General features: G+C 50.3%; 22 protein-coding genes and 1 riboswitch. Of the genes, 10 read left to right on the plus strand and 12 right to left on the minus strand.

Annotation, left to right across the window (positions count from 1 at the left end):
* Positions 1-6: 6 nt before the first annotated feature.
* The 8 genes from ftsL to MPHASIOC01_RS22735 form a co-directional block, all read right to left on the minus strand.
* Positions 7-369, minus strand: a complete 363-nt coding sequence (gene ftsL, locus MPHASIOC01_RS22700; RefSeq protein ID WP_353613333.1) for a cell division protein FtsL — start codon at positions 367-369, stop codon at positions 7-9.
* On the minus strand, positions 362-1,306 hold the full coding sequence (gene rsmH, locus MPHASIOC01_RS22705; protein ID WP_064598796.1) for a 16S rRNA (cytosine(1402)-N(4))-methyltransferase RsmH: 945 nt from the start codon (positions 1,304-1,306) through the stop codon (positions 362-364). The genes ftsL and rsmH overlap by 8 nt, the downstream gene beginning before the upstream one ends.
* A complete protein-coding gene (mraZ, locus tag MPHASIOC01_RS22710) occupies positions 1,307-1,765 on the minus strand; it encodes a division/cell wall cluster transcriptional repressor MraZ (protein WP_064598794.1) in 459 nt (152 codons plus the stop codon).
* Between the two features lie 541 nt (positions 1,766-2,306).
* Positions 2,307-3,311: a catabolite repressor/activator gene (gene cra / locus MPHASIOC01_RS22715; protein ID WP_064598792.1), complete on the minus strand. Its 1,005-nt coding sequence runs from the start codon at positions 3,309-3,311 to the stop codon at positions 2,307-2,309.
* A gap of 287 nt (positions 3,312-3,598) precedes the next feature.
* Entirely contained in the window at positions 3,599-4,090 is a 492-nt protein-coding gene (ilvN, locus tag MPHASIOC01_RS22720) for an acetolactate synthase small subunit (protein WP_064598790.1), read from the minus strand.
* Positions 4,091-4,092: 2 nt separating this feature from the next.
* On the minus strand, positions 4,093-5,817 hold the full coding sequence (gene ilvI, locus MPHASIOC01_RS22725; protein WP_064598788.1) for an acetolactate synthase 3 large subunit: 1,725 nt from the start codon (positions 5,815-5,817) through the stop codon (positions 4,093-4,095).
* A gap of 327 nt (positions 5,818-6,144) precedes the next feature.
* Positions 6,145-6,984, minus strand: a complete 840-nt coding sequence (leuO, locus tag MPHASIOC01_RS22730) for a transcriptional regulator LeuO (protein ID WP_353613334.1) — start codon at positions 6,982-6,984, stop codon at positions 6,145-6,147.
* 204 nt (positions 6,985-7,188) lie between these two features.
* Positions 7,189-8,169, minus strand: coding sequence for an IS5-like element IS5 family transposase (locus MPHASIOC01_RS22735; protein ID WP_026141915.1), 981 nt, complete (start codon positions 8,167-8,169; stop codon positions 7,189-7,191).
* Positions 8,170-8,839: 670 nt separating this feature from the next.
* Between MPHASIOC01_RS22735 and leuA the strand changes: the two genes are divergently transcribed.
* From leuA to leuD, 4 genes are read left to right on the plus strand one after another with little or no spacing between them, the layout of a single operon-like run.
* A complete protein-coding gene (leuA, locus tag MPHASIOC01_RS22740) occupies positions 8,840-10,411 on the plus strand; it encodes a 2-isopropylmalate synthase (RefSeq protein WP_353613335.1) in 1,572 nt (523 codons plus the stop codon).
* A 1-nt stretch (position 10,412) separates the two neighbouring features.
* The gene (gene leuB, locus MPHASIOC01_RS22745; protein WP_064598785.1) at positions 10,413-11,504 is read left to right on the plus strand and encodes a 3-isopropylmalate dehydrogenase; all 1,092 of its coding nucleotides are present in this window, start codon (positions 10,413-10,415) and stop codon (positions 11,502-11,504) included.
* Between the two features lie 2 nt (positions 11,505-11,506).
* Positions 11,507-12,907, plus strand: coding sequence for a 3-isopropylmalate dehydratase large subunit (leuC, locus tag MPHASIOC01_RS22750; RefSeq protein ID WP_353613336.1), 1,401 nt, complete (start codon positions 11,507-11,509; stop codon positions 12,905-12,907).
* A gap of 10 nt (positions 12,908-12,917) precedes the next feature.
* Positions 12,918-13,523, plus strand: a complete 606-nt coding sequence (gene leuD / locus MPHASIOC01_RS22755) for a 3-isopropylmalate dehydratase small subunit (protein ID WP_064598781.1) — start codon at positions 12,918-12,920, stop codon at positions 13,521-13,523.
* Between the two features lie 85 nt (positions 13,524-13,608).
* Here the strand turns inward: leuD and MPHASIOC01_RS22760 are convergent, their stop codons facing one another.
* A complete protein-coding gene (locus tag MPHASIOC01_RS22760) occupies positions 13,609-14,787 on the minus strand; it encodes an MFS transporter (RefSeq protein WP_353613337.1) in 1,179 nt (392 codons plus the stop codon).
* A gap of 115 nt (positions 14,788-14,902) precedes the next feature.
* Entirely contained in the window at positions 14,903-15,085 is a 183-nt protein-coding gene (gene sgrT, locus MPHASIOC01_RS22765) for a glucose uptake inhibitor SgrT (protein WP_064598777.1), read from the minus strand.
* Positions 15,086-15,171: 86 nt separating this feature from the next.
* On the opposite strand from sgrT, the gene sgrR reads away from it, so the two are divergent.
* The 4 genes from sgrR (at position 15,172) to thiQ (ending at position 20,259) form a co-directional block, all read left to right on the plus strand.
* The gene (gene sgrR / locus MPHASIOC01_RS22770; protein WP_353613338.1) at positions 15,172-16,830 is read left to right on the plus strand and encodes an HTH-type transcriptional regulator SgrR; all 1,659 of its coding nucleotides are present in this window, start codon (positions 15,172-15,174) and stop codon (positions 16,828-16,830) included.
* Between the two features lie 44 nt (positions 16,831-16,874).
* Positions 16,875-16,973, plus strand: a riboswitch (TPP riboswitch).
* A 31-nt stretch (positions 16,974-17,004) separates the two neighbouring features.
* Positions 17,005-17,988 carry a thiamine ABC transporter substrate binding subunit gene (gene thiB / locus MPHASIOC01_RS22775; protein WP_353613339.1) on the plus strand — a complete coding sequence of 328 codons (984 nt, stop codon included), beginning with the start codon at positions 17,005-17,007 and terminating at the stop codon, positions 17,986-17,988.
* Positions 17,964-19,574, plus strand: a complete 1,611-nt coding sequence (thiP, locus tag MPHASIOC01_RS22780) for a thiamine/thiamine pyrophosphate ABC transporter permease ThiP (RefSeq protein WP_353613340.1) — start codon at positions 17,964-17,966, stop codon at positions 19,572-19,574. Before thiB ends, thiP begins: the two co-directional genes overlap by 25 nt.
* Entirely contained in the window at positions 19,558-20,259 is a 702-nt protein-coding gene (gene thiQ / locus MPHASIOC01_RS22785; protein ID WP_064598769.1) for a thiamine ABC transporter ATP-binding protein ThiQ, read from the plus strand. The genes thiP and thiQ overlap by 17 nt, the downstream gene beginning before the upstream one ends.
* Here thiQ and MPHASIOC01_RS22790 read toward each other — a convergent pair.
* Complete coding sequence (locus MPHASIOC01_RS22790) at positions 20,256-21,026, minus strand: DedA family protein (RefSeq protein WP_064598767.1); 771 nt, start codon at positions 21,024-21,026, stop codon at positions 20,256-20,258. The two genes, thiQ and MPHASIOC01_RS22790, sit on opposite strands and share 4 nt — an antisense overlap.
* A gap of 113 nt (positions 21,027-21,139) precedes the next feature.
* The gene (araC, locus tag MPHASIOC01_RS22795) at positions 21,140-21,988 is read right to left on the minus strand and encodes an arabinose operon transcriptional regulator AraC (protein ID WP_036106883.1); all 849 of its coding nucleotides are present in this window, start codon (positions 21,986-21,988) and stop codon (positions 21,140-21,142) included.
* 343 nt (positions 21,989-22,331) lie between these two features.
* On the opposite strand from araC, the gene araB reads away from it, so the two are divergent.
* Both araB and araA read left to right on the plus strand, forming a co-directional pair.
* Positions 22,332-24,044, plus strand: a complete 1,713-nt coding sequence (araB, locus tag MPHASIOC01_RS22800; protein ID WP_353613341.1) for a ribulokinase — start codon at positions 22,332-22,334, stop codon at positions 24,042-24,044.
* A 10-nt stretch (positions 24,045-24,054) separates the two neighbouring features.
* Positions 24,055-25,557: an L-arabinose isomerase gene (araA, locus tag MPHASIOC01_RS22805; RefSeq protein ID WP_064598763.1), complete on the plus strand. Its 1,503-nt coding sequence runs from the start codon at positions 24,055-24,057 to the stop codon at positions 25,555-25,557.
* Positions 25,558-25,574: the final 17 nt, after the last annotated feature.

The following is a 25,574-nucleotide window of genomic DNA, read 5'->3' on the forward strand; positions in this document are numbered from 1 at the left end:
GGTCCTTTATTGCTGCACTACGATATTTTCTTGTGAAGGATCAACATGCTGCATTTTAAGCTTATCAGTTGCGATACGCTCAACACGGCTGTGATCAGCGAGTGCGTTCTCTTCCAGGATGAGATTTCGCCATTCTATATCCAGCGCATCACGTTCAACCACCAGTTGCTCGCGTTGCGCAGTCAGTAAACGGGTATAGTGCACAGTAGTAACGACCATCACCGCCGACATCACAATCGCGACAAACAAAATCAGCGGCAGTTTCCCAAAGCGCAGAATATCTCCGCCGATGATTCCCGGCAGAGAGTGACGCTCATTACCGCCAAGCGTCGTCATTTTGCTTAAGGTCTCTGTCACGCGATTAATCATTCGCGCTCCTTTGAGCAATACGCAGTACAGAGCTGCGAGCCCGCGGGTTGTCAGCCACTTCATTCTCTCCTGGCATTAGTTTTCCTAAAGCTTTAAGTTGCCTGCCGCCCAAAGCACGCAGTTGCGCTTCAGTCATTGGCAACCCTGCTGGTACTTGCGGCCCACGGCTTTGCTCACGCATAAACCGTTTAACCAGCCTGTCTTCAAGTGAATGGAAACTAATCACAGATAAGCGCCCAGCTGGCGCTAAAACCGTTACGGCACCTTTCAATGCTTGTTCTATTTCTTCGAGTTCACTATTTACCCAAATGCGCACGGCCTGAAACGTCCGGGTAGCTGGATGTTTAAATTTGTCTTTCACCGGTGTCGCCGCAGCAACGACTTCAGCCAACTCTTTAGTACGTGTCATCGGCGCTTCTTTATTGCGCTCAACAATTGCTCTGGCAATACGCTTTGCAAAGCGCTCTTCGCCATAGGTTTTCAGTACCCAGGCAATATCCTGTTCTTCTGCGCCCAGCAGCCATTCAGCCGCCGACTGGCCTCGCGTTGGATCCATACGCATATCCAGTGGCCCGTCGCGCATAAACGAAAACCCCCTTTCAGGGTCATCAAGTTGTGGAGAAGATACGCCAAGATCAAGCAGGATCCCGTCTATTTTACCGGTAAGCCCCAGTTCTTCGACATAATCAGCAAGGTGAGAAAACGGGCCATGAACAATGGAAAAGCGTTCGTCATTGATCTGGCTGGCGGCTGCGATCGCCTGAGGATCACGGTCGATAGCCAGCAACCGTCCTTCTGCCCCTAACTTAGACAGAATAAGACGAGAGTGCCCTCCGCGGCCGAAGGTACCATCAATGTAGATGCCATCCTGACGAATGTTTAACCCGTTTACCGCTTCGTCAAGCAGCACTGTTGTGTGTTTATAACTTTCCATCATTTAGAGAGACAAATCCTGCAGTCTTTCGGACAATGTGCCTGACGAAGACCGCTCAGCGTCAATGTCCTCCTTAACTTGTTGATACCAGGTTGCTTCATCCCACAGTTCAAACTTATTGAACTGCCCAACCAGCATCACTTCTTTTGTGAGCCCGGCATGCTGGCGCAGTACCGGCGCTAACAGTAATCTTCCTGCACTATCCATCTGGCATTCACTGGCGTGCCCCAACAGTAAGCGTTGCACCCGCCTTTCGTCAGGATTCATACCGGACAAACGCGCCAGTTTCTGCTCAATAACTTCCCATTCAGGCAGGGTATAGAGCAGCAGACATGGGTTATGGATATCAATGGTGCAAACCATCTGCCCTGTAGCCAGTTCGAGCAGTTTTTCGCGATAGCGGGTCGGGACGGATAATCGCCCTTTGCTATCGAGATTAACTACCGTCGCACCACGGAACATATCGAGTTGCCCCTTAAATTACCTTTTTCACCACTTTGTTCCACAAATTCCCACCACAAGGAGTTTACGGAGCAGAGGAAAAGCTTGTCAAGCCAGCACCAGTGCCGACCAGACGAAACATTTCGCCAAAAACAGTGAATAAAGAGGATATGGAGTAAAAGGCTGTAACGGTGACACGAAATAACGTTATGAATATTTGTAAAAAAAGTGATGAATATACATGCAGAACGTTAACACCAAAAAATACAACCAAATTGCAAATAAACTATTCAGTTTGCGACCTGGGCGGCATTTTACGGCAAACAGAGGGAGGTTAACAGCAGGAGTTAAGTGGTACAGGATAAAAAAACACCCACCTGAAACAGCATAAAAATGCTGATGGAATAATCCTATACATTCAGCGAGCAAAACAGCTGTAACAAATTAATACAATATCAATATTCGGATTGTTCCAAATCGGGCTGGAAAAATGAATAACAAAAAGCAGAACTAAGAGTTTTCTTATAATAACAGCAGCCAGGTATGGCTGCTGTTATTTTGATTAGTAGCGGCTAAGGCTGCCGCGGCGATAGAGATTACGGCGAATACGCGTTAAACCCGGCTTCGGCTTACGTGGTTCATCCAGACTCGCCAGCACCAACTCCAACACACGCTCAGCCACATCACGATGGCGCTGTGCAACAGCCAGTACCGGGCATTGCAGAAAATCCAGTAGTTCGTTATCGCCAAATGTGGCAATTGCGAGATCTGAAGGGAGCTTTCCTTCACGGCGCAACGTCACATCCATCACGCCCTGCAGGAGCGCAAATGAAGTCGTGAACAACGCTTCCGGCATGTCATGGGTTTCCAGCCATTTTTCAAATAGTTGTGCGGCATTATCGCGCTCATAGCTATCAGCATACAGGAAATCGACCTGGCGAGAGTCATCCGCCCATGCAATACGAAACCCTTGTTCGCGCAAGAAGCTGACAGAGAGTTCCGGTAGAGCGCCCAGATAAAGCACTTTATTGGCCGGAAACTTACGTAATTCACGCGCCAGCATTTCGGCATCATCCTGATCGGCACCGACAACGCTGGTGAAGTGTTCTCTATCCAGAGCTCTGTCCAGGGCCACAATAGGGAAATCGCTGTTTACCCAACGCTGGTAAAAAGGGTGTTCTGGCGGTAAAGAGGTTGAAACGATAATGGCATCAACTTGCCGTTGCAGTAAGTGCTCAATACAACGCATTTCGTTATCAGGTTGATCTTCTGAGCAAGCGATAAGTAATTGATAACCACGCTGACGCGCCTGGCGTTCAAGATAATTGGCAATGCGCGTATAACTGGTATTTTCCAGGTCAGGAATCACCAGGCCAATAGAACGAGTTCGCCCCGCCCGCAAACCTGCCGCAACCGCATTAGGGTGGTAATTATATTCCCTGACCACTGCCATCACTTTCTCAACGGTTTTTTCGCTCACCCGATACTGACGAGCCTTACCATTGATGACATAGCTTGCAGTGGTACGCGACACACCCGCAAGGCGTGCAATTTCGTCCAGTTTCACTCTTGCCCCTTAACGATTTAGATACTTCAACACCCTGAAACCTGAATAACATGGGTGATACCTCACCACCAGCAATCCGCACAGAACAACCGAACCGGCATCAGTGAGTGTACTTGCCAGACAGCCTGATACGGCAATATCACACCGAATTCAGGGTTATAGATTAATCCTGTTAAGGTTGCGCGCACAATAATAACACCTTTAATTGTTTTTCTGGCTCACATTACTGTGTTAAAAAAAAGAAAAACCCGGCACTTGCGCCGGGTTACAGTGACAATACCAGCCACTTAGCGCATGATTTTATCACCGCGCGATAAGCCCACTACACCGGAGCGCACAACCTCAACGATTTTTGCCACATCACGAATAGTGGCAAGGAATGCGTCCAGCTTATCACTGGTACCGGCAAGCTGGACGGTGTACAACGACGGCGTGACATCAATAATTTGCCCACGAAAGATTTCTGTACTGCGCTTCACCTCTTCGCGCCCGTAGCCTGTCGCCTGCACTTTCACCAGCATAATTTCTCGTTCAACGCATGGCCCCTGGCTCAATTCGTTGACCCGCAAAACATCGATAAGTTTGTGCAATTGCTTTTCAATTTGCTCAAGAACTTTTTCATCACCAACCGTTTGAATGGTCATGCGTGACAATGTCGGGTCTTCTGTTGGCGCGACCGTCAGGCTTTCGATGTTATAGCCACGTTGGGAAAATAACCCAATAACGCGCGACAGTGCGCCGGATTCATTTTCAAGTAATACCGATATGATGCGGCGCATAATCAGGTTCTCTCCGTTTTGCTCAACCACATTTCATCCATGCCACCACCGCGGATCTGCATTGGGTAAACGTGTTCTGTTCCATCGACGGAAACATCGACAAAGACTAACCGGCCTTGTTGTACATGCTCCAGAGCCACCTGAAGTTGACTGGTCAGTTCTTCGGGTTTGGTTATCTGAATACCAATATGTCCATAAGCTTCTGCCAGACGAACAAAGTCAGGCAAAGATGCCATATAAGACTGGGAATGGCGGCCCGAATAAATCATATCCTGCCACTGTTTAACCATACCCAGAAAGCGGTTGTTCAGGTTGACTACCAATACCGGCAAATTGTATTGCAGCGCAGTAGACAGCTCCTGAATATTCATCTGGATGCTGCCATCCCCCGTAATACACACTACGGTTTCATCAGGCAAAGCCATCTTCACCCCCAGGGCAGCGGGTAAACCAAACCCCATAGTTCCCAGCCCACCGGAGTTAATCCAGCGACGTGGTTTATCGAAGGTGTAATACAACGCGGCAAACATCTGGTGCTGACCAACGTCAGAGGTGACATACGCCTCTCCCCGGGTCAGTTGGTAAACAGCTTCAATCACCGCCTGTGGTTTGATGGCATCGCTGGCTTTGTCATATTCCAGGCAGTGTCTCGCCCGCCAGAGTTCAATCTGCTGCCACCAGTCACGGATATCGTCCAGTGGCTGACTTTGCTTTTCCGCCCCGCTCAGTTCAATCATTTGTTGCAGAACAACTTTCGCATCACCAACAATAGGGATATCTGCTGGTACTGTTTTTGAAATAGAGGCCGGGTCAATATCAATATGCAACACGGTGGCATTAGGGCAATACTTTTCCAGGTTGTTGGTGGTTCGGTCATCAAAACGCACCCCAACCGCGAAAATCACATCAGCATTATGCATGGTCATATTAGCTTCATAGGTACCATGCATACCCAACATACCCAACGCCTGGCGATGCGTGCCCGGAAATGCCCCCAGCCCCATCAAAGATGAAACAACCGGCACATTTAAGTTTTCAGCCAGGGTTTTAATTTCGTCAGAGCAACCCGCGGTGATCGCGCCACCGCCGATATAAAAGACCGGTTTTTTCGCCGCTAACAGCGTATGCAGAGCACGCTTGATCTGCCCTTTGTGCCCCTGGGTTGTTGGGTTATAGGAACGCATACTGACGCTGTCCGGCCACACATAAGGCAACTTTTTAGCCGGATTAAGAATATCTTTCGGTAAATCCACTACCACTGGACCGGGGCGACCAGAGGCGGCCAGCCAGAATGCTTTTTTCAGAATCCCAGGAATATCTTCTGTTTGTTTAACCAGGAAGCTGTGTTTAACTACAGGGCGAGAGATCCCCACCATATCGCATTCCTGAAAGGCATCGTAACCTATTAGTGAGCTCGCTACCTGACCAGAAAGCACCACTAAAGGGATAGAATCCATGTATGCGGTGGCAATACCCGTAATTGCATTTGTCGCACCAGGTCCGGAAGTGACCAGAACCACCCCCACCTCGCCTGTCGCTCTCGCCAGACCATCAGCCATGTGTACCGCAGCCTGCTCATGGCGAACCAGTACATGCTCAATTCCACCAACGGTATGCAGTGCATCATAGATATCCAACACTGCTCCACCAGGGTAGCCAAATACTTGCTTCACGCCCTGATCGATAAGCGATCGGACAAGCATCTCGGCTCCAGACAACATCTCCATGGTTTGCCTCCAGGCTGTGGTTAACGCCACGACGCCAGAATTCATTTCTGTTCGTCATTGGGTGCAGCACACTGCACCTATAAAAATTATTATCAGACTTTCTAAAATAACTGGAGAAAATTGAGCAGGCAAATACCCATTCATCATCGAACCCGCAACCCAACATTGATAATTCACCATAAAGTAACGCACCAATGGTTTATTACTCTATCCATAAGCTGGCGTTATGAGTAATTATGTTAACAATAGAATGATAAAAAAAATGTTAACGCAGCGGGTGATTTAGCACGATAAAAGCAAAGCACAGTAATACTCTTCTTTCTTATTTCAGGGTTTTTGGCAAATTCTGGTTAATGTATCCAGCATCCAGCGGAACCCTGGATCATCCAGATTAGTTGTGTAACCTGTTAAATAACAAGCGCGTTTTTTTACCGGTAAAGGAAGTGTTAAGTGAATTACCTCTGGACCGTTATGCCAGCGCCGGGTAATCCAGGTTGGCATAATAGCAACCAGATTCGTTCGGGACACCACCTCAAGCAGGCTAAACAAGCACTGACCCTGGTGGACAATTGCACTGCGTTTGAGCGGCGTGTCATACCAAATAGCACTGAAGGAACCGCTATTTTTTAAAGAGACCACAGCGTGCCTTGCGCGATAAAAAGCGGATTCCGTCATTAACGATAAATTCTGGCCCCATGTCTTCTTTGCCACACAAACCATTTCATCCTCAAATAACAACTGGTTAAAAATGTTTTCCCCTGTGACGGGTTCGTAACTAATCGTGAAATCAACATGGTTGCCGTCCTGGGTATAGCTGCTTTCGCTGGAGCGAACATTCAACCGAATACCGGGAGCATGATGACAAATGTACTGATAAATCTTTGTGAAAAACAAAGTGTCGAGTGGGCTTTGCAGCACCAAAGTAAATGTCCGTGAACTTTTAAAAGGCTCGAAATGCGCTGGGGGAAATACGTTATGAATCAAAAAGAGTGCCTGGCGAAACTCAGCCTCCAGTTGGAAAGCCCTGAGGGTGGGCTCAATCCCCCGCCCCTGGCGCACAAACAATGGGTCACCAAAGGTCTTCTTCAGCTTTGAGATTGCATTACTCACCGCAGGTTGCGACATTCCTAAAACCTGCGCTGCTTTGGTAATATTGCGGCGTTGCATAACAGCCGAAAAAATGGGAATTAAATTCAGATCAAGCTTATCTTTTAACCGAATATTAAGGAAGGTGCGAATAAGCGGGGAAATTCTTCTCGGCTGACTCAGTCATTTCATTTCTTCATGTTTGAGCCGTTTTTTCTCCCGTAAATGCCTTGAATCAGCCTATTTAGACCGTTTCTTCGCCATTTAAGGCGTTATTCCCAGTTTTTAGTGAGATCTCTCCCACTGACGTATCATTTGGTCCGCCCGAAACAGGTTGGCCAGCGTGAATAACATCGCCAGTTGGTTATCGTTTTTCAGCAACCCCTTGTATCTGGCTTTCACGAAGCCGAACTGTCGCTTGATGATGCGAAATGGGTGCTCCACCTTGGCCCGGATGCTGGCTTTCATGTATTCGATGTTGATGGCCGTTTTGTTCTTGCGTGGATGCTGTTTCAAGGTTCTTACCTTGCCGGGGCGCTCGGCGATCAGCCAGTCCACATCCACCTCGGCCAGCTCCTCGCGCTGTGGCGCCCCTTGGTAGCCGGCATCGGCTGAGACAAATTGCTCCTCTCCATGCAGCAGATTACCCAGCTGATTGAGGTCATGCTCGTTGGCCGCGGTGGTGACTAGGCTGTGGGTCAGGCCACTCTTGGCATCGACACCAATGTGGGCCTTCATGCCAAAGTGCCACTGATTGCCTTTCTTGGTCTGATGCATCTGCGGATCGCGTTGCTGCTCTTTGTTCTTGGTCGAGCTGGGTGCCTCAATGATGGTAGCATCGACCAAGGTGCCTTGAGTCATCATGACGCCTGCTTCGGCCAGCCAGCGATTGATGGTCTTGAACAATTGGCGGGCCAGTTGATGCTGCTCCAGCAGGTGGCGGAAATTCATGATGGTGGTGCGGTCCGGCAAGGCGCTATCCAGGGATAACCGGGCAAACAGACGCATGGAGGCGATTTCGTACAGAGCATCTTCCATCGCGCCATCGCTCAGGTTGTACCAATGCTGCATGCAGTGAATGCGTAGCATGGTTTCCAGCGGATAAGGTCGCCGGCCATTACCAGCCTTGGGATAAAACGGCTCGATGACTTCCACCATGTTTTGCCATGGCAGAATCTGCTCCATGCGGGACAAGAAAATCTCTTTTCTGGTCTGACGGCGCTTACTGCTGAATTCACTGTCGGCGAAGGTGAGCTGATGACTCATGATGAACCCTTTTTCATGGCTCCAGATGACAAACATGATCTCATATCAGGGACTTGTTCGCACCTTCCTTAATATCTTCCTCGGACCGTCGCTTAATGATAATTTTTTCTGGCATTGTTCACTCCATGAATTAATGTTTACGCTTTATGACAAAAGCCGGACCATCATCTGTCTCCCTCTGACTGTGCCCCGTTTCCTTCATTCATTAACATTACTCAACAGCACAGGCATGTTGTTCGCCGGGTGACTAATCATTTATCACCGAACAAATTGCACGAAATTCCCGTGCATTAAACCACCAGGGAAAAAATATAAACTATCATGAGAAACGTGACTTTTAGCACAACCATATACAACATCAGGTAAAAAGCAGAATTATCACCCAGGAAATTCCTTAATACCTTTCATCAATCAAGCGTTCTTCTGAGACAAAAAGTTGACATGGCGTTTTATATCGGTTACCACTTAATGCATTCGATTACGGAGGTTTGATCACATGACACGTTTCGCTCGTCTACTAGTTCTACTACTTCTCGCAGATACTGTGCGCGGTAGACTGGTGGGCGCTGCTTAAGGTTAATCAAGCCCCATAAGAAACTAAACCCGCGCCAATGCGCGGGTTTTTTTATATCCGGCGTAATGGCGAAATAAATCAGACAGGATGGAATCAATGAACCAGCAAGTCGTTATTTTCGATACAACTTTACGTGACGGTGAACAGGCGTTACAGGCCAGTCTGAGTGTAAAAGAAAAGCTGCAAATCGCCTTCGCTCTGGAGCGTATGGGCATCGATGTAATGGAAGTTGGTTTTCCCGTTTCTTCACCGGGTGATTTTGAGTCAGTTCAGACCATTGCCCGTAGCATCAAAAACAGCAGAGTATGTGGTTTGGCTCGCTGTGTTGAAAAAGATATTGATGTTGCGGCAGAAGCGCTGAAAGTGGCAGAGGCCTTCCGTATTCACACGTTCATTGCCACTTCGCCAATGCATATCGCTACCAAGCTGCGCAGCACTCTGGATGAAGTGATTGAACGCGCGGTATATATGGTCAAACGGGCGCGTAATTATACCGATGACGTGGAATTTTCTTGTGAAGATGCCGGACGCACCCCAATTGACGACCTGGCGCGCGTTGTAGAAGCGGCTATCAACGCCGGAGCCCGCACGATTAATATTCCTGATACCGTTGGCTACACGCTGCCCCATGAATTCGGCAATATCATCAGTTCACTGTACGAGCGCGTACCAAATATTGATAAAGCGATTATTTCCGTACATACCCATGACGACCTGGGCCTGGCCGTAGGTAATGCAATGGCCGCTGTCCATGCGGGAGCCCGTCAGGTTGAAGGCACCATTAATGGTATTGGTGAACGTGCCGGTAACTGTGCGCTGGAAGAAGTCATTATGGCTATCAAAGTACGCCAAAAAATGCTCGACCTGCACACCAACATTAACCATCAGGAAATCTGGCGTACCAGCCAGACCGTCAGCCAGCTGTGTAACATGCCAGTTCCAGCGAATAAAGCAGTGGTTGGCGCAAATGCTTTCGCGCACTCTTCCGGCATCCACCAGGATGGTGTATTGAAGAACCGCGAAAACTACGAAATCATGACGCCAGAATCCATTGGCCTGAACCAAATCCAGTTAAACCTGACTTCACGCTCAGGGCGTGCGGCAGTAAAACACCGCATGGAAGAAATGGGTTACAAGGAAACAGATTACAACCTGGATAACCTGTACTCCGCCTTCCTGAAACTGGCAGATAAAAAAGGCCAGGTATTTGATTACGACCTGGAGGCGCTGGCATTTATCAATAAACAACAAGAAGAGCCCGAACACTTCCGTCTGGATTACTTTAGTGTCCAGTCTGGCTCCAGTGTGATGGCTACCGCTTCGGTCAAATTATTTTGTGGTGAAGAAGAAAAAGCAGAAGCCGCGACAGGTAACGGTCCGGTCGATGCCGTCTACCAGGCAATCAACCGCATTTCTGAATACGACATTGAACTGGTGAAATATCAGTTAAGTGCCAAAGGTCAGGGTAAAGACGCGCTGGGCCAGGTAGATATTGTCGTTAACCATAATGGCCGTCGTTTCCACGGTGTGGGCCTCGCGACAGATATTGTCGAATCTTCTGCCAAAGCGATGGTTCATGTGCTGAACAGCATCTGGCGCGCCGGTGAAGTCGAAAAAGAATTGCAACGCAAAGCACAAAATAAAGAACACAACCAGGAAACCATGTGACATGTCAAAGAATCATCATATTGCAGTTTTACCCGGAGATGGTATTGGCCCTGAGGTCATGGCTCAGGCAATGAAGGTACTGGAAGCTGTCCGCCATCGTTTTGATTTACAGATTACCACCAGTGAATATGATGTCGGCGGCGCGGCGATTGACCGCCACGGCACCCCGCTCCCTACAGCAACAATTGAAGGTTGCGAACAGGCTGATGCTGTTTTATTTGGTTCAGTTGGTGGGCCGAAATGGGAACATCTGCCCCCTGCGGAACAACCTGAACGTGGCGCATTATTGCCCTTACGTAAACACTTCAAATTATTCAGCAACCTGCGTCCGGCTAAATTATACGCCGGGCTGGAAAGTTTTTGTCCGCTGCGTGAAGACATTGCGCAAAAAGGCTTTGATATCCTGTGTGTGCGTGAACTAACTGGCGGCATCTACTTTGGTCAGCCAAAAGGCCGTGAAGGTAGCGGTGTTCATGAAAAAGCATTTGATACCGAAGTGTATTATCGCTTTGAAATTGAGCGCATTGCCCGTATTGCTTTTGAATCTGCACGCAAACGCCGCGGTATTGTCACCTCTATTGATAAGGCTAACGTGCTGCAAACCTCAGTTATGTGGCGTGAAATCGTGACTGAAATTGCACAGTCTTACCCGGATGTGAAGCTGTCGCATATGTATATCGATAACGCCACCATGCAGTTAATCAAAGACCCGGCACAATTCGATGTATTGCTGTGCTCAAACCTGTTTGGCGACATTCTGTCTGACGAGTGTGCCATGATAACCGGGTCTATGGGTATGCTGCCTTCCGCCAGTCTGAATGAAGAAGGATTTGGTTTATACGAACCCGCAGGGGGTTCTGCGCCTGACATCGCTGGCAAAAATATCGCCAACCCAATTGCTCAGATCCTCTCGTTGTCATTACTGCTCCGCTACAGCCTGGATGCAAATGATGCAGCAACAGCAATTGAAAATGCGGTCAATCGTGTTCTGGAAGAAGGTTTCCGCACAGCAGACCTGGCACGGGATACTATTGCGCTGGGTACCGATGAAATGGGCGATAAAATTGCCCACTATGTAGCCCAGGGGGTGTAATCATGGCAAAAACGTTATATCAAAAGTTATTCGATGCACACATCGTTTACGAAGCCCAGGGTGAAACCCCATTACTGTATATTGACCGTCACCTGGTGCATGAAGTCACGTCACCACAAGCTTTTGATGGTCTGCGCGCCCATGGGCGCCAGGTGCGCCAGCCGGGTAAGACATTTGCCACGATGGATCACAACGTCTCCACTCAAACTAAAGACATCAACGCCAGTGGCGAAATGGCCCGCATTCAGATGCAGGAGTTGATGAAAAACTGTAAAGAGTTTGGCGTGGAACTGTACGACCTGAATCATGCATTCCAGGGGATTGTCCATGTTATGGGCCCAGAGCAAGGGATTACACTGCCCGGGATGACGATTGTTTGCGGCGATTCCCACACAGCTACCCACGGCGCATTTGGTGCACTGGCGTTTGGTATTGGTACCTCAGAAGTTGAGCATGTTCTGGCGACACAAACGCTGAAACAAGGCCGCGCCAAAACCATGAAAATTGAAGTAACCGGCCAGGCGGCTCCAGGTATTACCGCGAAAGATATTGTTCTGGCGATTATTGGCAAAACTGGCAGTGCTGGTGGCACCGGTCACGTTGTTGAATTTTGCGGCGCAGCCATCGAAGCCTTAAGCATGGAAGGCCGTATGACACTGTGTAACATGGCGATTGAAATGGGTGCCAAAGCCGGGCTGGTTGCGCCGGATGACACCACCTTCAATTATGTTAAAGGCCGCCAGTTTGCTCCCACAGAAAAAGACTGGGATGCCGCAGTAGCCTGGTGGCGCACCCTGAAAACCGACGACGGTGCGCAATTTGACACCATAGTGACCCTGGATGCAGCGGAAATCGCACCTCAGGTTACCTGGGGTACCAACCCAGGTCAGGTCATTTCTATTACCGATAACATCCCGGCGCCAGAAAGCTTTTCTGACCCGGTCGAGCGAGCGTCTGCCGAAAAAGCGCTGGCTTATATGGGGCTGAAGTCTGGCATACCTCTGACTGAAGTCGCTATTGATAAAGTCTTTATCGGCTCATGCACTAATTCACGTATCGAAGACCTGCGCGCTGCCGCAGCAGTTGCACAAGGCCATAAAGTGGCTCCGGGTGTGGTTGCCATGGTTGTGCCAGGCTCTGGCCCGGTTAAAGCGCAGGCTGAAGCCGAAGGTCTGGACAAAATCTTCCTTGAAGCCGGTTTTGAATGGCGCTTACCTGGCTGCTCAATGTGCCTGGCAATGAACAATGACCGCCTGAATCCCGGCGAACGTTGTGCATCCACCAGTAACCGTAACTTTGAAGGTCGCCAGGGACGCGGTGGGCGTACTCACCTGGTTAGCCCGGCAATGGCTGCAGCGGCAGCCATTACCGGTCACTTTGCTGATATCCGCACACTGAAATAAGGGGAAAACCATGGCTGAGAAATTTGTTTGTCACACAGGCATTGTGGTCCCGTTAGACGCGGCAAATGTCGATACCGACGCAATTATTCCCAAACAATTTTTGCAGAAGGTAACCCGCACCGGCTTTGGTGCACACCTGTTTAATGACTGGCGTTTTCTGGATGATAAAGGTCAGGAGCCCAACCCGGACTTTGTGCTGAACAAACCGGTTTATAAGGGCGCGTCTATTCTGCTGGCTCGTGAGAACTTTGGTTGCGGTTCGTCCCGTGAACATGCGCCCTGGGCACTGACCGATTACGGCTTCAAAGTTGTTATTGCCCCGAGCTTCGCCGATATCTTTTATGGCAACTCATTCAACAACCAACTGTTGCCCGTTGCCCTGAGTGAGCAGGATGTCGATACCCTGTTCACCATGGTGCAGGAAAACCCGGGCATGACATTCACAGTGGATTTGGAAGCGCAAACTGTTCAGGCGGGTGATAAAACCTGGTCATTCAGCATTGATGGTTTCCGCCGTCATTGCATGCTGAACGGGCTGGACAGCATTGGCCTGACGTTACAGCATGAAGATGCTATCGCGGCTTACGAAACTAACCAGCCTGCGTTTATGCGTTAAGCCTTACAGGTTATAAACAGTAATACAGGCAATGGCTCCTGATGGTTGATGGTGCCATTGCCTGCCTGTAACCCGGCACAACCGCTCACACATCTTTTACCCGGCAGGTCAGTCCCAGGGCCAGAATACTCAACACCAGAATACCCCAGTAGACACTCCCGTGGCCAAACTGCTGCGCCAGTGAACCCTGTAATACCCCTGCGAGGATCACACCGGTAGAAATACTGTTAGTGAACAGGGTAGTGGCGGACCCCGCTTTCCCGGGCATCAGATCCTGAAACCAGAGCATACCGATACCTGCCACAATCCCGATAAAAATCGCGTTAAACAGTTGCAATACAATCAAAGCATTACGTGTAGGGAACAGCAATAACCCGCCATAGAATACCACCCCGGCAGCAACAGCGAGCACCATCATCCGGCGTTTACCAATACGCTTTACAACCATGCCAGCAAGGATCATTGCCGGTATTTCAAGACCCGCCGCCGTCCCCATTAATGCACCAGCCAGTGCTTCGGGCAACCCAAGAACACTGGTTATCCATAACGGCATGTCAATGATATACATCGTGTTGCAGGTCCACATCAGCATAGAAGCTATAAATAACCGCCGCACATTGGGGTTTTTCCAGCCACTGACGGCCGCAACGGCCTGGTTCTCCGGGCCAAATACCCGGGGGACAGAAGGCAGGCAAAATGTCACCAGTAATGCTCCAACAACAAAAATACCCGCGGCAGATAAAAACATGGTGGTAAAACCAAATTTCAACGCCAGCATAAATGACAACGGCGGTCCTATCACCCAGGCCAGTGAAAGCTGGGCACGCATAATAGAACTAAACATCACCACTTCTCTGGCTGAGTTATCCGCGTATTCGCGCGCCAGAGCAAAAATTTGTGGCATGGTGGTATTGGCCAGCGCGGCAAGAAAGACACCAAGGGTTATCAGCGTGAGGTAATGGCGATTGAAGGCGAAAACCAGACTGTTGGCGACGGCCATCAGACAACAGAAAATAATGAGTTTACGGCGATCGCCCGTCCGGTCTGAACGTTTTGCCAGAATCATGCTGACCGCAATACCTGCCACAGCATTGACTGTGTAAAACAGGCCGACCCAGAATGAGGTCACCCCTACTTCTTTGCTCAGAAACAAGCTCAGTGTGGGTGCCTGCAGCGCGCCTGCCACCCCCAGCATGAACGCGACAGCCATAAACGCCAGTAATACCGAGTTTAAATGCCTTCCCTGCGTAATCAGCCAATGCATCTCATAGGTCCTTTTATTATTTCCTGTGAACAAAACGCCCATAGCCGGGTAGATTTTAAACGAAAAAAACCAGCAGCACGATTGCCGCTGGTTGGTTAAAAGCACCAATACTCAGTCACACTTGATGAGAACGATGATGTCTGTGCCAAACACAAGGATACGAACACTGCCACTGCATGAGTTCATCAAGCATCTGCACACGCTGTTGAGGGTCAAGGCAGGCCAGCCATGAACCAGAAACACGCCGTGTTGCAGTAAAAAAAGCCAAATAAAACTGCTCTGCAAAGGAACGCTTCATAAGTCACCTCGCTTTCATCACGAAACAGTATTGGCGTAATATAGGGAAAGATAAATTGATGAGTTTTCGTCCGGAGTTCCTCTTTTATGGCATCAACACGCTTGCAGCAGCAGTTCATCCGGTTATGGCAATGTTGTGACGGCCAGCCTCAGTCCACAACGCTGCATGATCTTTCCACCCTGCTCAATTGCTCGCGGCGCCATATGCGTACTCTGCTCAATGCCATGCAGGCAAAAGGCTGGCTGACATGGGAAGCAGAGGCCGGGCGCGGCAAACGTTCACAGCTGGCATTTATCTATACGGGTTTATCTCTTCAGCAACAGCGGGCGGAAGACTTACTGGAGCAGGACAGGGTTGACCAACTGGTACAAATCGTTGGCGATAAAGATGAAGTCAAAAAGATGTTGCTCTCACACCTGGGGCGCAGCTTCCGCCAGGGGCGCCATATTCTGCGGGTTCTTTATTATCGCCCACTGCTGAATTTATTACCCGGCACACCACTGCGCCGTTCCGAAACTCATATTGTGCGGCAAATATTCAATGGGCTGACGCGAATAAATGAGGAAAATGGGGAACTGGAAGCAGACATTGCTCACCACTGGCAGCAATTATCACCTTGCCACTGGCGCTTTTTTTTACGTCCCGGAGTACATTTTCACCACGGGCGTGAACTCGAAATGGCCGATGTACTGTATTCACTGAACCGGGTTAACCAGCAACCTTTGTATGAGCATATTGCCCGTATATCCTCGCCGACCAACTGGACGCTGGATATCATACTTCACGAGCCTGATAACTGGCTGCCCTGGTTGATGGCGGGGGTTTCCGCGATGATTTTGCCCCGGGAATGGGAGTCATTGCCGCATTTCGCCACCCATCCAACCGGAACAGGGCCTTATTCTGTTACACGCAATAATACCAGCCAGCTCAGTATTCAGGCATTTGATGACTACTTTGGCTTCCGCGCGCTGATTGATGAAGTCAATATTTGGGTGTTGCCCGAAATCGGTGAAGACATGAGCTGTGGTGTATTTCTCGAAGATGGCAGCCAGAGTGAAAAAGCCGAAGAAAGCCGCCTGGAAGAAGGCTGCTATTACCTGTTGTTTGACCAGCGCTCAAAACATGGCGCAAACCCGCATGTAAGAGCATGGCTGAGCCAGGTACTTTCACCCGTAAATATTCTGGCTGACAGCGGCCCTCAATATCATCGCCTGTGGTTTCCAGCCTGGGGTTTACTGCCCCGCTGGCACCACACTCCAGCCAGCACGGAGTGTGGCAAACCAGAAGGCCTGACCAGCCTTACGCTCACATTTTATGCCGACCACATAGAACACCGCACACTGAGCGACATTATCAGTAAACGCCTGGCACAACACGGCATCCACCTGGTGATACAGGAAATCAGCTATAACGACTGGTTTAATGGCGATGTGCACAGCGATATTTGGCTTAACAGCGCCAATTTCACACTGCCGCTGGATTACTCGGTCTTTGCTCATCTGTACGAAATTCCCCTGCTGAGCAAAGGGTTGGGTATCGCCATGAAAGAAGCCCACCAGCAATGGCGCACAGGCGAGCTGAATGCGGCCCGGTGGGCACGCCAGTGTGTCGAACAACAACATATACTGCCACTGATTCACCACTGGCTCACTATTCAGGGGCAGCGCAGCATGCGGGGGTTGCGGATGAATACGCTGGGGTGGTTCGACTTCAAATCCGCCTGGTTTGCGCCACCAGAAAACTAACCCAACATGTTCTTTAATAATGCCAGGCAAATCATTACAATGAGCCGTTCTCAACGGGGTGCCCTGGATACCAGGCGCTGAGATAATACCCGTCGAACCTGATCCGGATAACGCCGGCGAAGGGATTTGAGGCCGTTCTCAAAATCCTTTGCCACCCTTTTTCAGGAGTGCAAAGTGTTAAAAAAATTACTGGCTCTACTGGTACTGGCCGCTGCGCCTGTCCTCGCTAAACCTACTCTCACCGTTTATACCTACGACTCATTTTCTGCTGACTGGGGCCCTGGCCCGGCAATCAAGAAAGCCTTTGAAGCACAATGTGGTTGCGATTTGAAATATGTTGCGCTGGAAGACGGCGTATCACTGCTCAACCGCGTGCGTATGGAAGGGAAAAAAAGCAAAGCAGACATTGTCCTGGGTCTTGATAATAACCTGATAACTGCCGCCCGTCGCACCGGGCTGTTTGCCAAAGCAGATATCACCCTGCCACCGTTGGCCTTACCTGGCGGCTGGTCAGACGATACATTTATCCCTTTTGATTATGGTTATTTTGCATTTGTCTACGACAAGAACAAACTGCACAACCCACCACACAGCCTGAAAGAACTGGTTGAAAGCCCACAGCAGTGGAAAGTGATTTATGAAGACCCACGAACCAGTACACCTGGCCTGGGGCTGTTGCTGTGGATGCAAAAGGTCTACGGCGACAAGGCACCGGAAGCCTGGCAAAAACTGGCTAAAAAGACAGTGACAGTAACCAAAGGCTGGAGTGAAGCTTATGGGCTATTCCTCAAGGGTGAGAGCGACCTGGTTCTGAGTTACACCACATCACCTGCGTATCACATTATTGAAGAGAAAAAAGATAATTATGCGGCCGCAGGTTTCAGCGAAGGGCAGTATATGCAGGTGGAAGTCGCTGCCCGCCTTGCCAACAGTCCGCACCCGGAACTGGCGAAGCAGTTTATGCAGTTTATGGTTTCTGATGCGTTCCAAAAAACAATCCCCACTGGCAACTGGATGTATCCGGTAAGCCATGTAGCGGTTCCGGAAGCCTTTAATCAACTGGTTAAACCCACCACCAGCCTGGTGTTTACGCCTGAACAGGTAGAACAAAACCGGGCAGCATGGATTAGCCAATGGCAGCAAGCCGTCAGCCATTAATTCCGGGCTGGTTATGGCCCGGCCTGATAGCCGCCGGAGCGATTTGCATTGTCGCTCTGGCGGCTTTTGGCGCTTTATGGCTACATGCGCCACAGACAGACTACAGCGCACTGCTACACGACCCATGGTTGTGGCATGTGGTGAGGTTTTCGTTCTTCCAGGCTTCTTTGTCTGCCTTGCTGTCTGTTCTCCCTGCAATATTACTGGCGCGAGCACTCTACCGTCGTCGTTTCCCAGGCCGGCAACTCTTACTGCGTTTATGTGCCATGACACTGGTTTTGCCCGTCCTGGTAGCCGTCTTTGGGATTCTGAGTGTGTATGGCCGCGAAGGCTGGTTAAGCACTGTTTTTGAATTGTCAGGTCTGAAGTGGTCATTCACGCCTTATGGGCTGCAGGGTATTTTGCTGGCCCATGTCTTTTTTAATCTGCCTTTAGCCACGCGTTTGCTGCTCCAGTCTTTGGAAAATATCCCTGTTGAACAGCGACTACTTGCCGCACAACTGAATATGCGCGGCTGGTACTTTTTCCGCCTGGTAGAGTGGCCCTGGATGCAACGCCAGATATTTCCAGCAGGCGCACTCATCTTTATGCTGTGTTTCGCCAGTTTTGCCACGGTACTGGCATTGGGTGGCGGCCCACAAGCTACAACCATTGAGCTGGCTATTTACCAGGCACTGAGTTTTGATTTTGATCCCGCCAAAGCCGCCTGCCTGGCACTGATCCAGATGTTGTGCTGTTTTGGCCTTGTCTTATTGAGCCAAAAAATGACTCAGGCTTTTTCTCCCGGAGAGAGCCAGAATGCAACCTGGCGGGATCCACAGGACAACCTGGCAGCCCGGGTACTGGATAGCGCGGTGATCATTCTGGCATTACTGCTACTGTTGCCACCACTTATGGCCGTTATTGCAGACGGGCTGGTCAACAACCCGATGGTTATTTTTCACCAGCCAGCGTTGTGGTCTGCGCTACTCACCTCGGTTCGCATTGCCTGTGCGGCAGGCATTGTGTGCTTATGCCTGACCACAATGCTGCTGTGGAGCAGCCGGGAGCTCCGTTTGCGTCAGCATCAACGCCCGGCACAAGCCATGGAGCTGAGTGGCTTACTGATTCTCGCCATGCCCGGAATCGTGCTGGCTACAGGTTTTTTCTTACTATTAAACAGCACAACCGGGTTACCTGAACGGGCTGATGGTATTGTGATTTTTACTAATGCATTGATGGCAATCCCCTATGCCATGAAAGTGCTGGAAAGCCCATTTTATGATATTGCCAGCCGATATAACCGGCTCTGCCAGCACCTGGATATCAGGGGTATTAACCGCCTTCGTTGGGTGGAATTACGGGCACTGAAACGCCCCTGTGCTCAGGCCCTGGCTTTTGCCTGCGTATTATCACTGGGGGATTTTGGTGTTGTCGCTTTGTTTGGCAGTGACGATTTTCGCACCCTGCCTTTTTACCTCTACCAACAAATAGGGGCCTACCGGAGTAATGATGGTGCGGTTACCGCTATGCTGATGCTGTTACTCTGCTTCTTGCTGTTCACTTTGATAGAGAATACCGCTAAACACCATGCTAACCCTCACTGACGTCACCTGGATTTACCAGCACCTGCCTATGCGTTTTAACGTAACACTGGCTGCGGGCGAACGCGTTGCCGTGCTGGGCCCCAGCGGGGCCGGGAAAAGTACGTTATTGAGTCTGATTGCTGGTTTTCTCAGACCAGACAGTGGCACTATCACCCTTAACCAGCAAAACCATACCCGGACGCCGCCAGCGCACCGCCCGGTCTCTATGCTGTTTCAGGACAACAACTTATTCAGCCACCTCACCATCCGGCAAAATATTGGCCTGGGGCTGCACCCGGGAATGAAACTCACAACAGCACAAAAAACAGCACTGGAAGAGATTGCCCACAAAATGGCAATTAGTGATCTACTGGACCGACTGCCAGCGCAATTATCTGGCGGGCAACGCCAGCGCGCTGCTCTGGCCCGTTGTTTGTTGCGTGCTCAGCCAGTTCTGCTGCTGGATGAACCTTTCTCTGCTCTGGATCCGGCATTGCGCCAGGAAATGCTGGCGCTGGTGGAATCAGTTTGTGAGAGCCAGAAAATCACGCTGATGATGGTTTCACATAACCTGGATGATGCTGCACGCATTACACCACGCAGCCTGGTAGTGGCTGATGGCCGAATTGTCTGGGATGGGCCAACTCAGTCGCTGAGCGACGGTTCGTCTCCTGCCGCCGGGTTACTGGGGATTTCCCAAAACTAGCCGAAAATAACCTGGTGCAAGATGCGGGCATAAACCGGCATCAGGGGGTGGCGAACCAACAGAAACACCAGCGCCAGGCAGCAAACCGATGCCAGGGGCGCAAGCCACATTAACCGCTCCCGCGGTAACCGGCCTTCAGGGATCTCGCCAGATGGTTTACGCTCACTGCGCCATAAACGCCAGTTCAGCCATAATGCAAGCCAGGTTACAACCGCTGCAACCAGCAATAACCACTGAAAATGCCCAGTATTCTCACCTGTGGGAATATCAATTGCCGCTCCTGCCAGGATACCCGGCAGAAAATAAACTGGCGGCCAGAACAGGCACCCGGGAATATTGGCTCTGGCAAAACGGGAAACAGGCAACCCCAGCATACCAGCAAGCATCGGCACCAGAGGGCGTGTTGGCCCCACAAAACGGCCAATTAAGATAGTTACAGTACTATGCCGGTGTAATGCCATCTCTGTTTTATCCACCAGCGTTTTATATTTTTTCAGAAATGACCAGTTACGCAGGGGCCGTTTAAAGCGCCAGCCAATCCAGAATGAGACCCAGTCCCCGGCCAGGCAACCAATAATCCCCACACCCCACGCCCACCAGAACGGCAAGTTACCACTGCCGATTAGCGCGCCAAGTGCCGCCATAAAGACCGTACCAGGCAGCAACAATCCAACCAGAGCAAGAGATTCAAAAAAAGCGACCATCAGCACAATGACCAGTGCGAAGGTAAGTGAATGGGCTATCAGCTGTTCAACAAAGGCGTACATAAAATGTCCGTCAGACTTACGAACAGCGATTTTGCGGGGCAGGCAGCATTAGGTCAAGATTCCTGCCCCGAGAAACATTAAGAGGTTGTAACAAAGACGGCTTACCCACTCACTTATTGCTCGTAACCGGCACGAAACTCACTGGGGCTGGCGCCTGTGCATTTTTTAAATACACGCGAAAAATAGAGCTGGTCCTCAAACCCGACATTACGCCCGACACTGGCGATAGGCATACGCGTGGTACTGAGCAACAATTTCGCCTGGCTGATACGCTGATCCTCCCGCCAGCTCAGCACACTCACCCCCAATTGCTGGCGGAACAAATGTGACAGCCGGGAGGGAGAAAGGCACACATGCTGCGCCACACCGGCAATATCAAACTGGCTGTCGGACAAGTGGTCGCTGATATACTGACAGGCTTCACGCACCCGGTTATCCAGAGGTGGATTCATTGATTCACTGATAGCCGCCATGCGCTTCAACAATAATTGTTCCAGCAAATTTATCGCCAGTAGTTCGGCATAACGCCCCTGAGACTGACCCGCATCAATCACCTGCTGAATCAGAGAAGAGAACGCTTCAATATGTTGTTCATCTGGCCGGTAAAAACCGGTATGCGCAAAAATTGTCGGCCAGTTCAGCCACTCAAGCCAGTATGCCCGGGGACGGAAGTAGACCCATTGATGGTACCAGGCACTGCAATCAGGGTGGCGACCATAGTGGTGAATTTCTCCCGGCGGAAACAACAACATATCCCCCGGTTTGCAAATAAACTGCTGATGGTTGTTATTGATAACGCCTTCACCTTTGACTGTCAGGTTCAGGATAAACCCCTTCATACCTAATGGACGGTCAATAAAGAAATCCAGCGGCCCCCCAGACTCTATAGGGGTTAACCCGGCAACCAGATGCGCGTTAAATGAATACCCTGGCAGCAGGGGATCATTTTGTGTTTCAGCCATACCGAATTTGACTCCTGCGTAAGAGTTGAGAAACCATTTGTCCATATTCACTGTTCTACTACAGAACAGTAAACCTATGAAACCATAAAGAAAGCACTGAACAGCCAAAAACCGCTTCGGATCAACTATTACCCGAATAAACCTTAATTAACAACTCATTTAGCAGATAACCAAAGTGTCTATAAGCATGGCAGAAATATCCACATCAAATTTTTGCGTGCGGTCACAATTTGAAGACTAATAGCATTTTTATCCATAAGATCAGCGAATACACCCTGACTGTTTTTAGCTACGAAAACTAATGTTCTGGATATGTTTTTTACAGATCCACGGAGTATTAAAAATGGCTATAGCGCTGGGACTCGATTTTGGTAGCGATTCAGTTCGTGCACTGGCAGTCGATACCGTCACAGGCAGCGAGCTGGCAACCAGTGTGGAGTGGTATCCACGTTGGCAGGAAGGGCGCTATTGCAATGCCCCGGAAAACCAGTTCCGCCATCACCCTCTTGATTACATTGAATCAATGGAGAAAGCGTTAAAAACCGTGCTGGCCAATTTATCTTCTGAACAGCGGGACTCCGTTGTCGGAATTGGCGTTGACAGCACGGGCTCAACACCCGCGCCGATTGATAAAGACGGTAACGTTCTGGCGTTGAACCCTGAATTTGCTGAAAACCCCAACGCCATGTTCGTGCTCTGGAAAGACCACACGGCTGTTGAAGAGGCTGAAGCTATCACACGGCTTTGCCATGCACCGGGCCATAAGGATTACTCACGCTACATTGGTGGGATTTATTCCAGTGAATGGTTCTGGGCCAAAATACTGCATGTAACTCGTGCGGATCAGAGCGTCGCCAAAGCAGCCGCCTCATGGATTGAGTTATGCGACTGGATCCCTGCTTTACTTTCCGATACCACCAGGCCTGAGGCTATTCGTCGTGGCCGCTGCAGCGCCGGGCACAAATCCTTGTGGCATGAAAGCTGGGGCGGGTTGCCTCCTGCCAGTTTCTTCGATGAGCTGGATCCCATCATCAATAAACACCTGCCTCACCCACTATTTACTGATACCTGGACTGCCGATATTCCTGTTGGCACGTTATCTGCCCAATGGGCTGAACGCCTGGGGTTACCACAAACCGTAGTGGTTTCCGGTGGCGCGTTTGACTGCCATATGGGGGCGGTAGGAGCAGGGGCACAGGCCAATACACTGGTGAAAGTTATCGGGACCTCTACCTGCGACATTCTGATTGCTGACAAACACACGGTAGGTGACCGGGCAGTCAAAGGCATTTGTGGTCAGGTAGATGGCAGCGTGGTGCCGCACTTTATTGGCCTGGAAGCCGGGCAGTCTGCATTTGGCGATATTTATGCCTGGTTTGGCCGGGTGCTGGGCTGGCCACTGGATCAATTAGCTGCGCAACATCCTGAATTAAAAGACACCTTACAGGCCAGTAAAAAACAATTACTCCCTGCACTGACTGAAGCCTGGGCGAAAGAGCCGGCACTTGATCACCTCCCGGTAGTGCTCGACTGGTTTAATGGCCGCCGAACCCCCAATGCCAACCAGCGACTGAAAGGTGTCATTACTGACCTGAACCTGGGTACTGATGCTCCGGCGCTGTTTGGAGGCCTTATTGCAGCCACGGCATTTGGTGCCCGCGCAATTATGGAGTGCTTTACAGAACAAGGTATTCCGGTTAATGGCGTAATGGCGCTGGGCGGTATTGCCCGTAAAAACCCTGTCATTATGCAAGTTTGCTGCGATGTGCTTAACCGCCCACTGCAAATCGTTGCTTCAGACCAGTGTTGCGCTCTGGGTGCAGCTATCTTCGCGGCCGTTGCCGCAGGCGCACACAGCGATATTCCAGCCGCGCAACAAGCCATGGCCAGCAATGTTGAAAAAACCCTGCAGCCAAAACCAGTCAGCGCAGAGCGCTTTGAACAGTTATATCAACGCTACCTGGCCTGGGCCTCCAGCGCAGAACAGCACTATCTCCCCTCTGTAACGGCGTCATCGTCTGCCAAGAAGACAGATGAAACCGCCCTGACACATTAAGGACAGAATAATGAATATCTTTGAACAATATGAAGTGTGGTTTGTGATTGGTAGCCAGCATTTATATGGCCCGGAAACCTTACGTCAGGTTACCCAGCATGCAGAACATGTTGTCAACTCGCTGAACGCAGAGGCAAAGCTCCCTTGCAAACTGGTACTGAAACCGCTTGGCACCACACCAGATGAAATCACCTCAATTTGCCGTGAAGCAAATCACGACGAAAAATGCGCCGGGATGATGGTTTGGCTGCATACCTTCTCTCCAGCCAAAATGTGGATCAACGGACTGGCAATTCTGACCAAGCCATTACTGCAATTCCACACCCAGTTTAATGCGCAAATTCCGTGGGACACCATGGATATGGACTTCATGAACCTGAACCAGACCGCGCACGGCGGCCGTGAGTTTGGGTTCATCGGCGCGAGAATGCGCCAGCAACACAGTGTGGTAACGGGCCACTGGCAGGATGGTGAAGCCCATAAACGCATTGGCTCCTGGATGCGTCAGGCGGTATCCAAACAGAATACCCGTCATATCAAAGTGGCTCGTTTCGGTGACAACATGCGTGAAGTTGCGGTGACCGACGGCGACAAAGTTGCTGCACAAATCAAATTCGGCTTTTCCGTGAACTACTACGCGGTTGGCGATCTGGTGAGTGTGGTTAATGCAGTCAGCCAGGGAGATATCAATGCACTGGTTGATGAATATGAAAGCAGTTACCGCCTGAGTGCTGCGGCGCAAGTCAATGGCGATAAACGCCAAAACGTTATTGATGCTGCACGTATTGAACTGGGTTTGAAGCGCTTCCTGGAACAAGGTGGATTCCACGCGTTTACCACAACATTTGAAGATCTCTACGGCCTGAAACAACTGCCCGGTCTGGCAGTTCAACGTCTGATGCAGCAAGGCTACGGCTTTGCTGGTGAAGGCGACTGGAAAACCGCCGCCCTGCTTCGCATTATGAAAGTGATGTCAACCGGTCTGCAGGGCGGCACCTCATTTATGGAAGATTACACTTACAACTTTGAGCCCGGTAACGATATGGTGCTTGGCTCACACATGTTGGAAGTCTGCCCTTCCATTGCCACCGAAGAAAAACCACTTCTGGATGTACAGCACCTGGGGATTGGCGGTAAAGAAGATCCGGCCCGCCTGATTTTCTCAACCAAAACAGGCCCGGCCATCAACGCCAGTCTGATAGACATGGGCGACCGTTTCCGCCTGCTGGTTAACTGTGTTGATGCGGTTGAAGCACCTCACGCGCTGCCAAAACTGCCGGTTGCCAATGCACTCTGGAAAGCACAGCCAGACCTGAACACAGCCTCTGAAGCCTGGATTCTGGCTGGCGGCGCTCACCACACCGTTTTCAGTCAGGCACTTAACCTGGACGATATGCGCCAGTTTGCAGAAATGCACGATATTGAACTGGCTGTAATTGATAACGATACACGTCTTCCTGCCTTTAAAGATGCGCTGCGCTGGAACGAAATGTATTACAGCTTTAAACGGTAGTAACAGGGGAACTTTGG

Origin of the sequence: Mangrovibacter phragmitis, from assembly GCF_040429585.1 — a bacterium.
GTDB lineage: Bacteria > Pseudomonadota > Gammaproteobacteria > Enterobacterales > Enterobacteriaceae > Mangrovibacter > Mangrovibacter phragmitis.

Excerpts from the sequence above, each read along its gene's own strand:
- leuC (WP_353613336.1), top strand. The coding sequence starts at position 11,507 with ATGGCAAAAACGTTATATCAAAAGTTATTCGATGCACACATCGTTTAC.
- MPHASIOC01_RS22790 (WP_064598767.1), bottom strand. The coding sequence starts at position 21,026 with ATGTACGCCTTTGTTGAACAGCTGATAGCCCATTCACTTACCTTCGCA.
- sgrT (WP_064598777.1), bottom strand. The coding sequence starts at position 15,085 with ATGAAGCGTTCCTTTGCAGAGCAGTTTTATTTGGCTTTTTTTACTGCA.
- leuA (WP_353613335.1), top strand. The coding sequence starts at position 8,840 with ATGAACCAGCAAGTCGTTATTTTCGATACAACTTTACGTGACGGTGAA.
- araA (WP_064598763.1), top strand. The coding sequence starts at position 24,055 with ATGAATATCTTTGAACAATATGAAGTGTGGTTTGTGATTGGTAGCCAG.
- leuD (WP_064598781.1), top strand. The coding sequence starts at position 12,918 with ATGGCTGAGAAATTTGTTTGTCACACAGGCATTGTGGTCCCGTTAGAC.
- thiP (WP_353613340.1), top strand. The coding sequence starts at position 17,964 with ATGGCAGCAAGCCGTCAGCCATTAATTCCGGGCTGGTTATGGCCCGGC.
- ilvI (WP_064598788.1), bottom strand. The coding sequence starts at position 5,817 with ATGGAGATGTTGTCTGGAGCCGAGATGCTTGTCCGATCGCTTATCGAT.
- mraZ (WP_064598794.1), bottom strand. The coding sequence starts at position 1,765 with ATGTTCCGTGGTGCGACGGTAGTTAATCTCGATAGCAAAGGGCGATTA.
- MPHASIOC01_RS22760 (WP_353613337.1), bottom strand. The coding sequence starts at position 14,787 with ATGCATTGGCTGATTACGCAGGGAAGGCATTTAAACTCGGTATTACTG.
- ilvN (WP_064598790.1), bottom strand. The coding sequence starts at position 4,090 with ATGCGCCGCATCATATCGGTATTACTTGAAAATGAATCCGGCGCACTG.
- MPHASIOC01_RS22735 (WP_026141915.1), bottom strand. The coding sequence starts at position 8,169 with ATGAGTCATCAGCTCACCTTCGCCGACAGTGAATTCAGCAGTAAGCGC.
- thiQ (WP_064598769.1), top strand. The coding sequence starts at position 19,558 with ATGCTAACCCTCACTGACGTCACCTGGATTTACCAGCACCTGCCTATG.
- rsmH (WP_064598796.1), bottom strand. The coding sequence starts at position 1,306 with ATGATGGAAAGTTATAAACACACAACAGTGCTGCTTGACGAAGCGGTA.
- ftsL (WP_353613333.1), bottom strand. The coding sequence starts at position 369 with ATGATTAATCGCGTGACAGAGACCTTAAGCAAAATGACGACGCTTGGC.
- leuO (WP_353613334.1), bottom strand. The coding sequence starts at position 6,984 with ATGCAACGCCGCAATATTACCAAAGCAGCGCAGGTTTTAGGAATGTCG.
- araB (WP_353613341.1), top strand. The coding sequence starts at position 22,332 with ATGGCTATAGCGCTGGGACTCGATTTTGGTAGCGATTCAGTTCGTGCA.
- leuB (WP_064598785.1), top strand. The coding sequence starts at position 10,413 with ATGTCAAAGAATCATCATATTGCAGTTTTACCCGGAGATGGTATTGGC.
- araC (WP_036106883.1), bottom strand. The coding sequence starts at position 21,988 with ATGGCTGAAACACAAAATGATCCCCTGCTGCCAGGGTATTCATTTAAC.
- sgrR (WP_353613338.1), top strand. The coding sequence starts at position 15,172 with ATGGCATCAACACGCTTGCAGCAGCAGTTCATCCGGTTATGGCAATGT.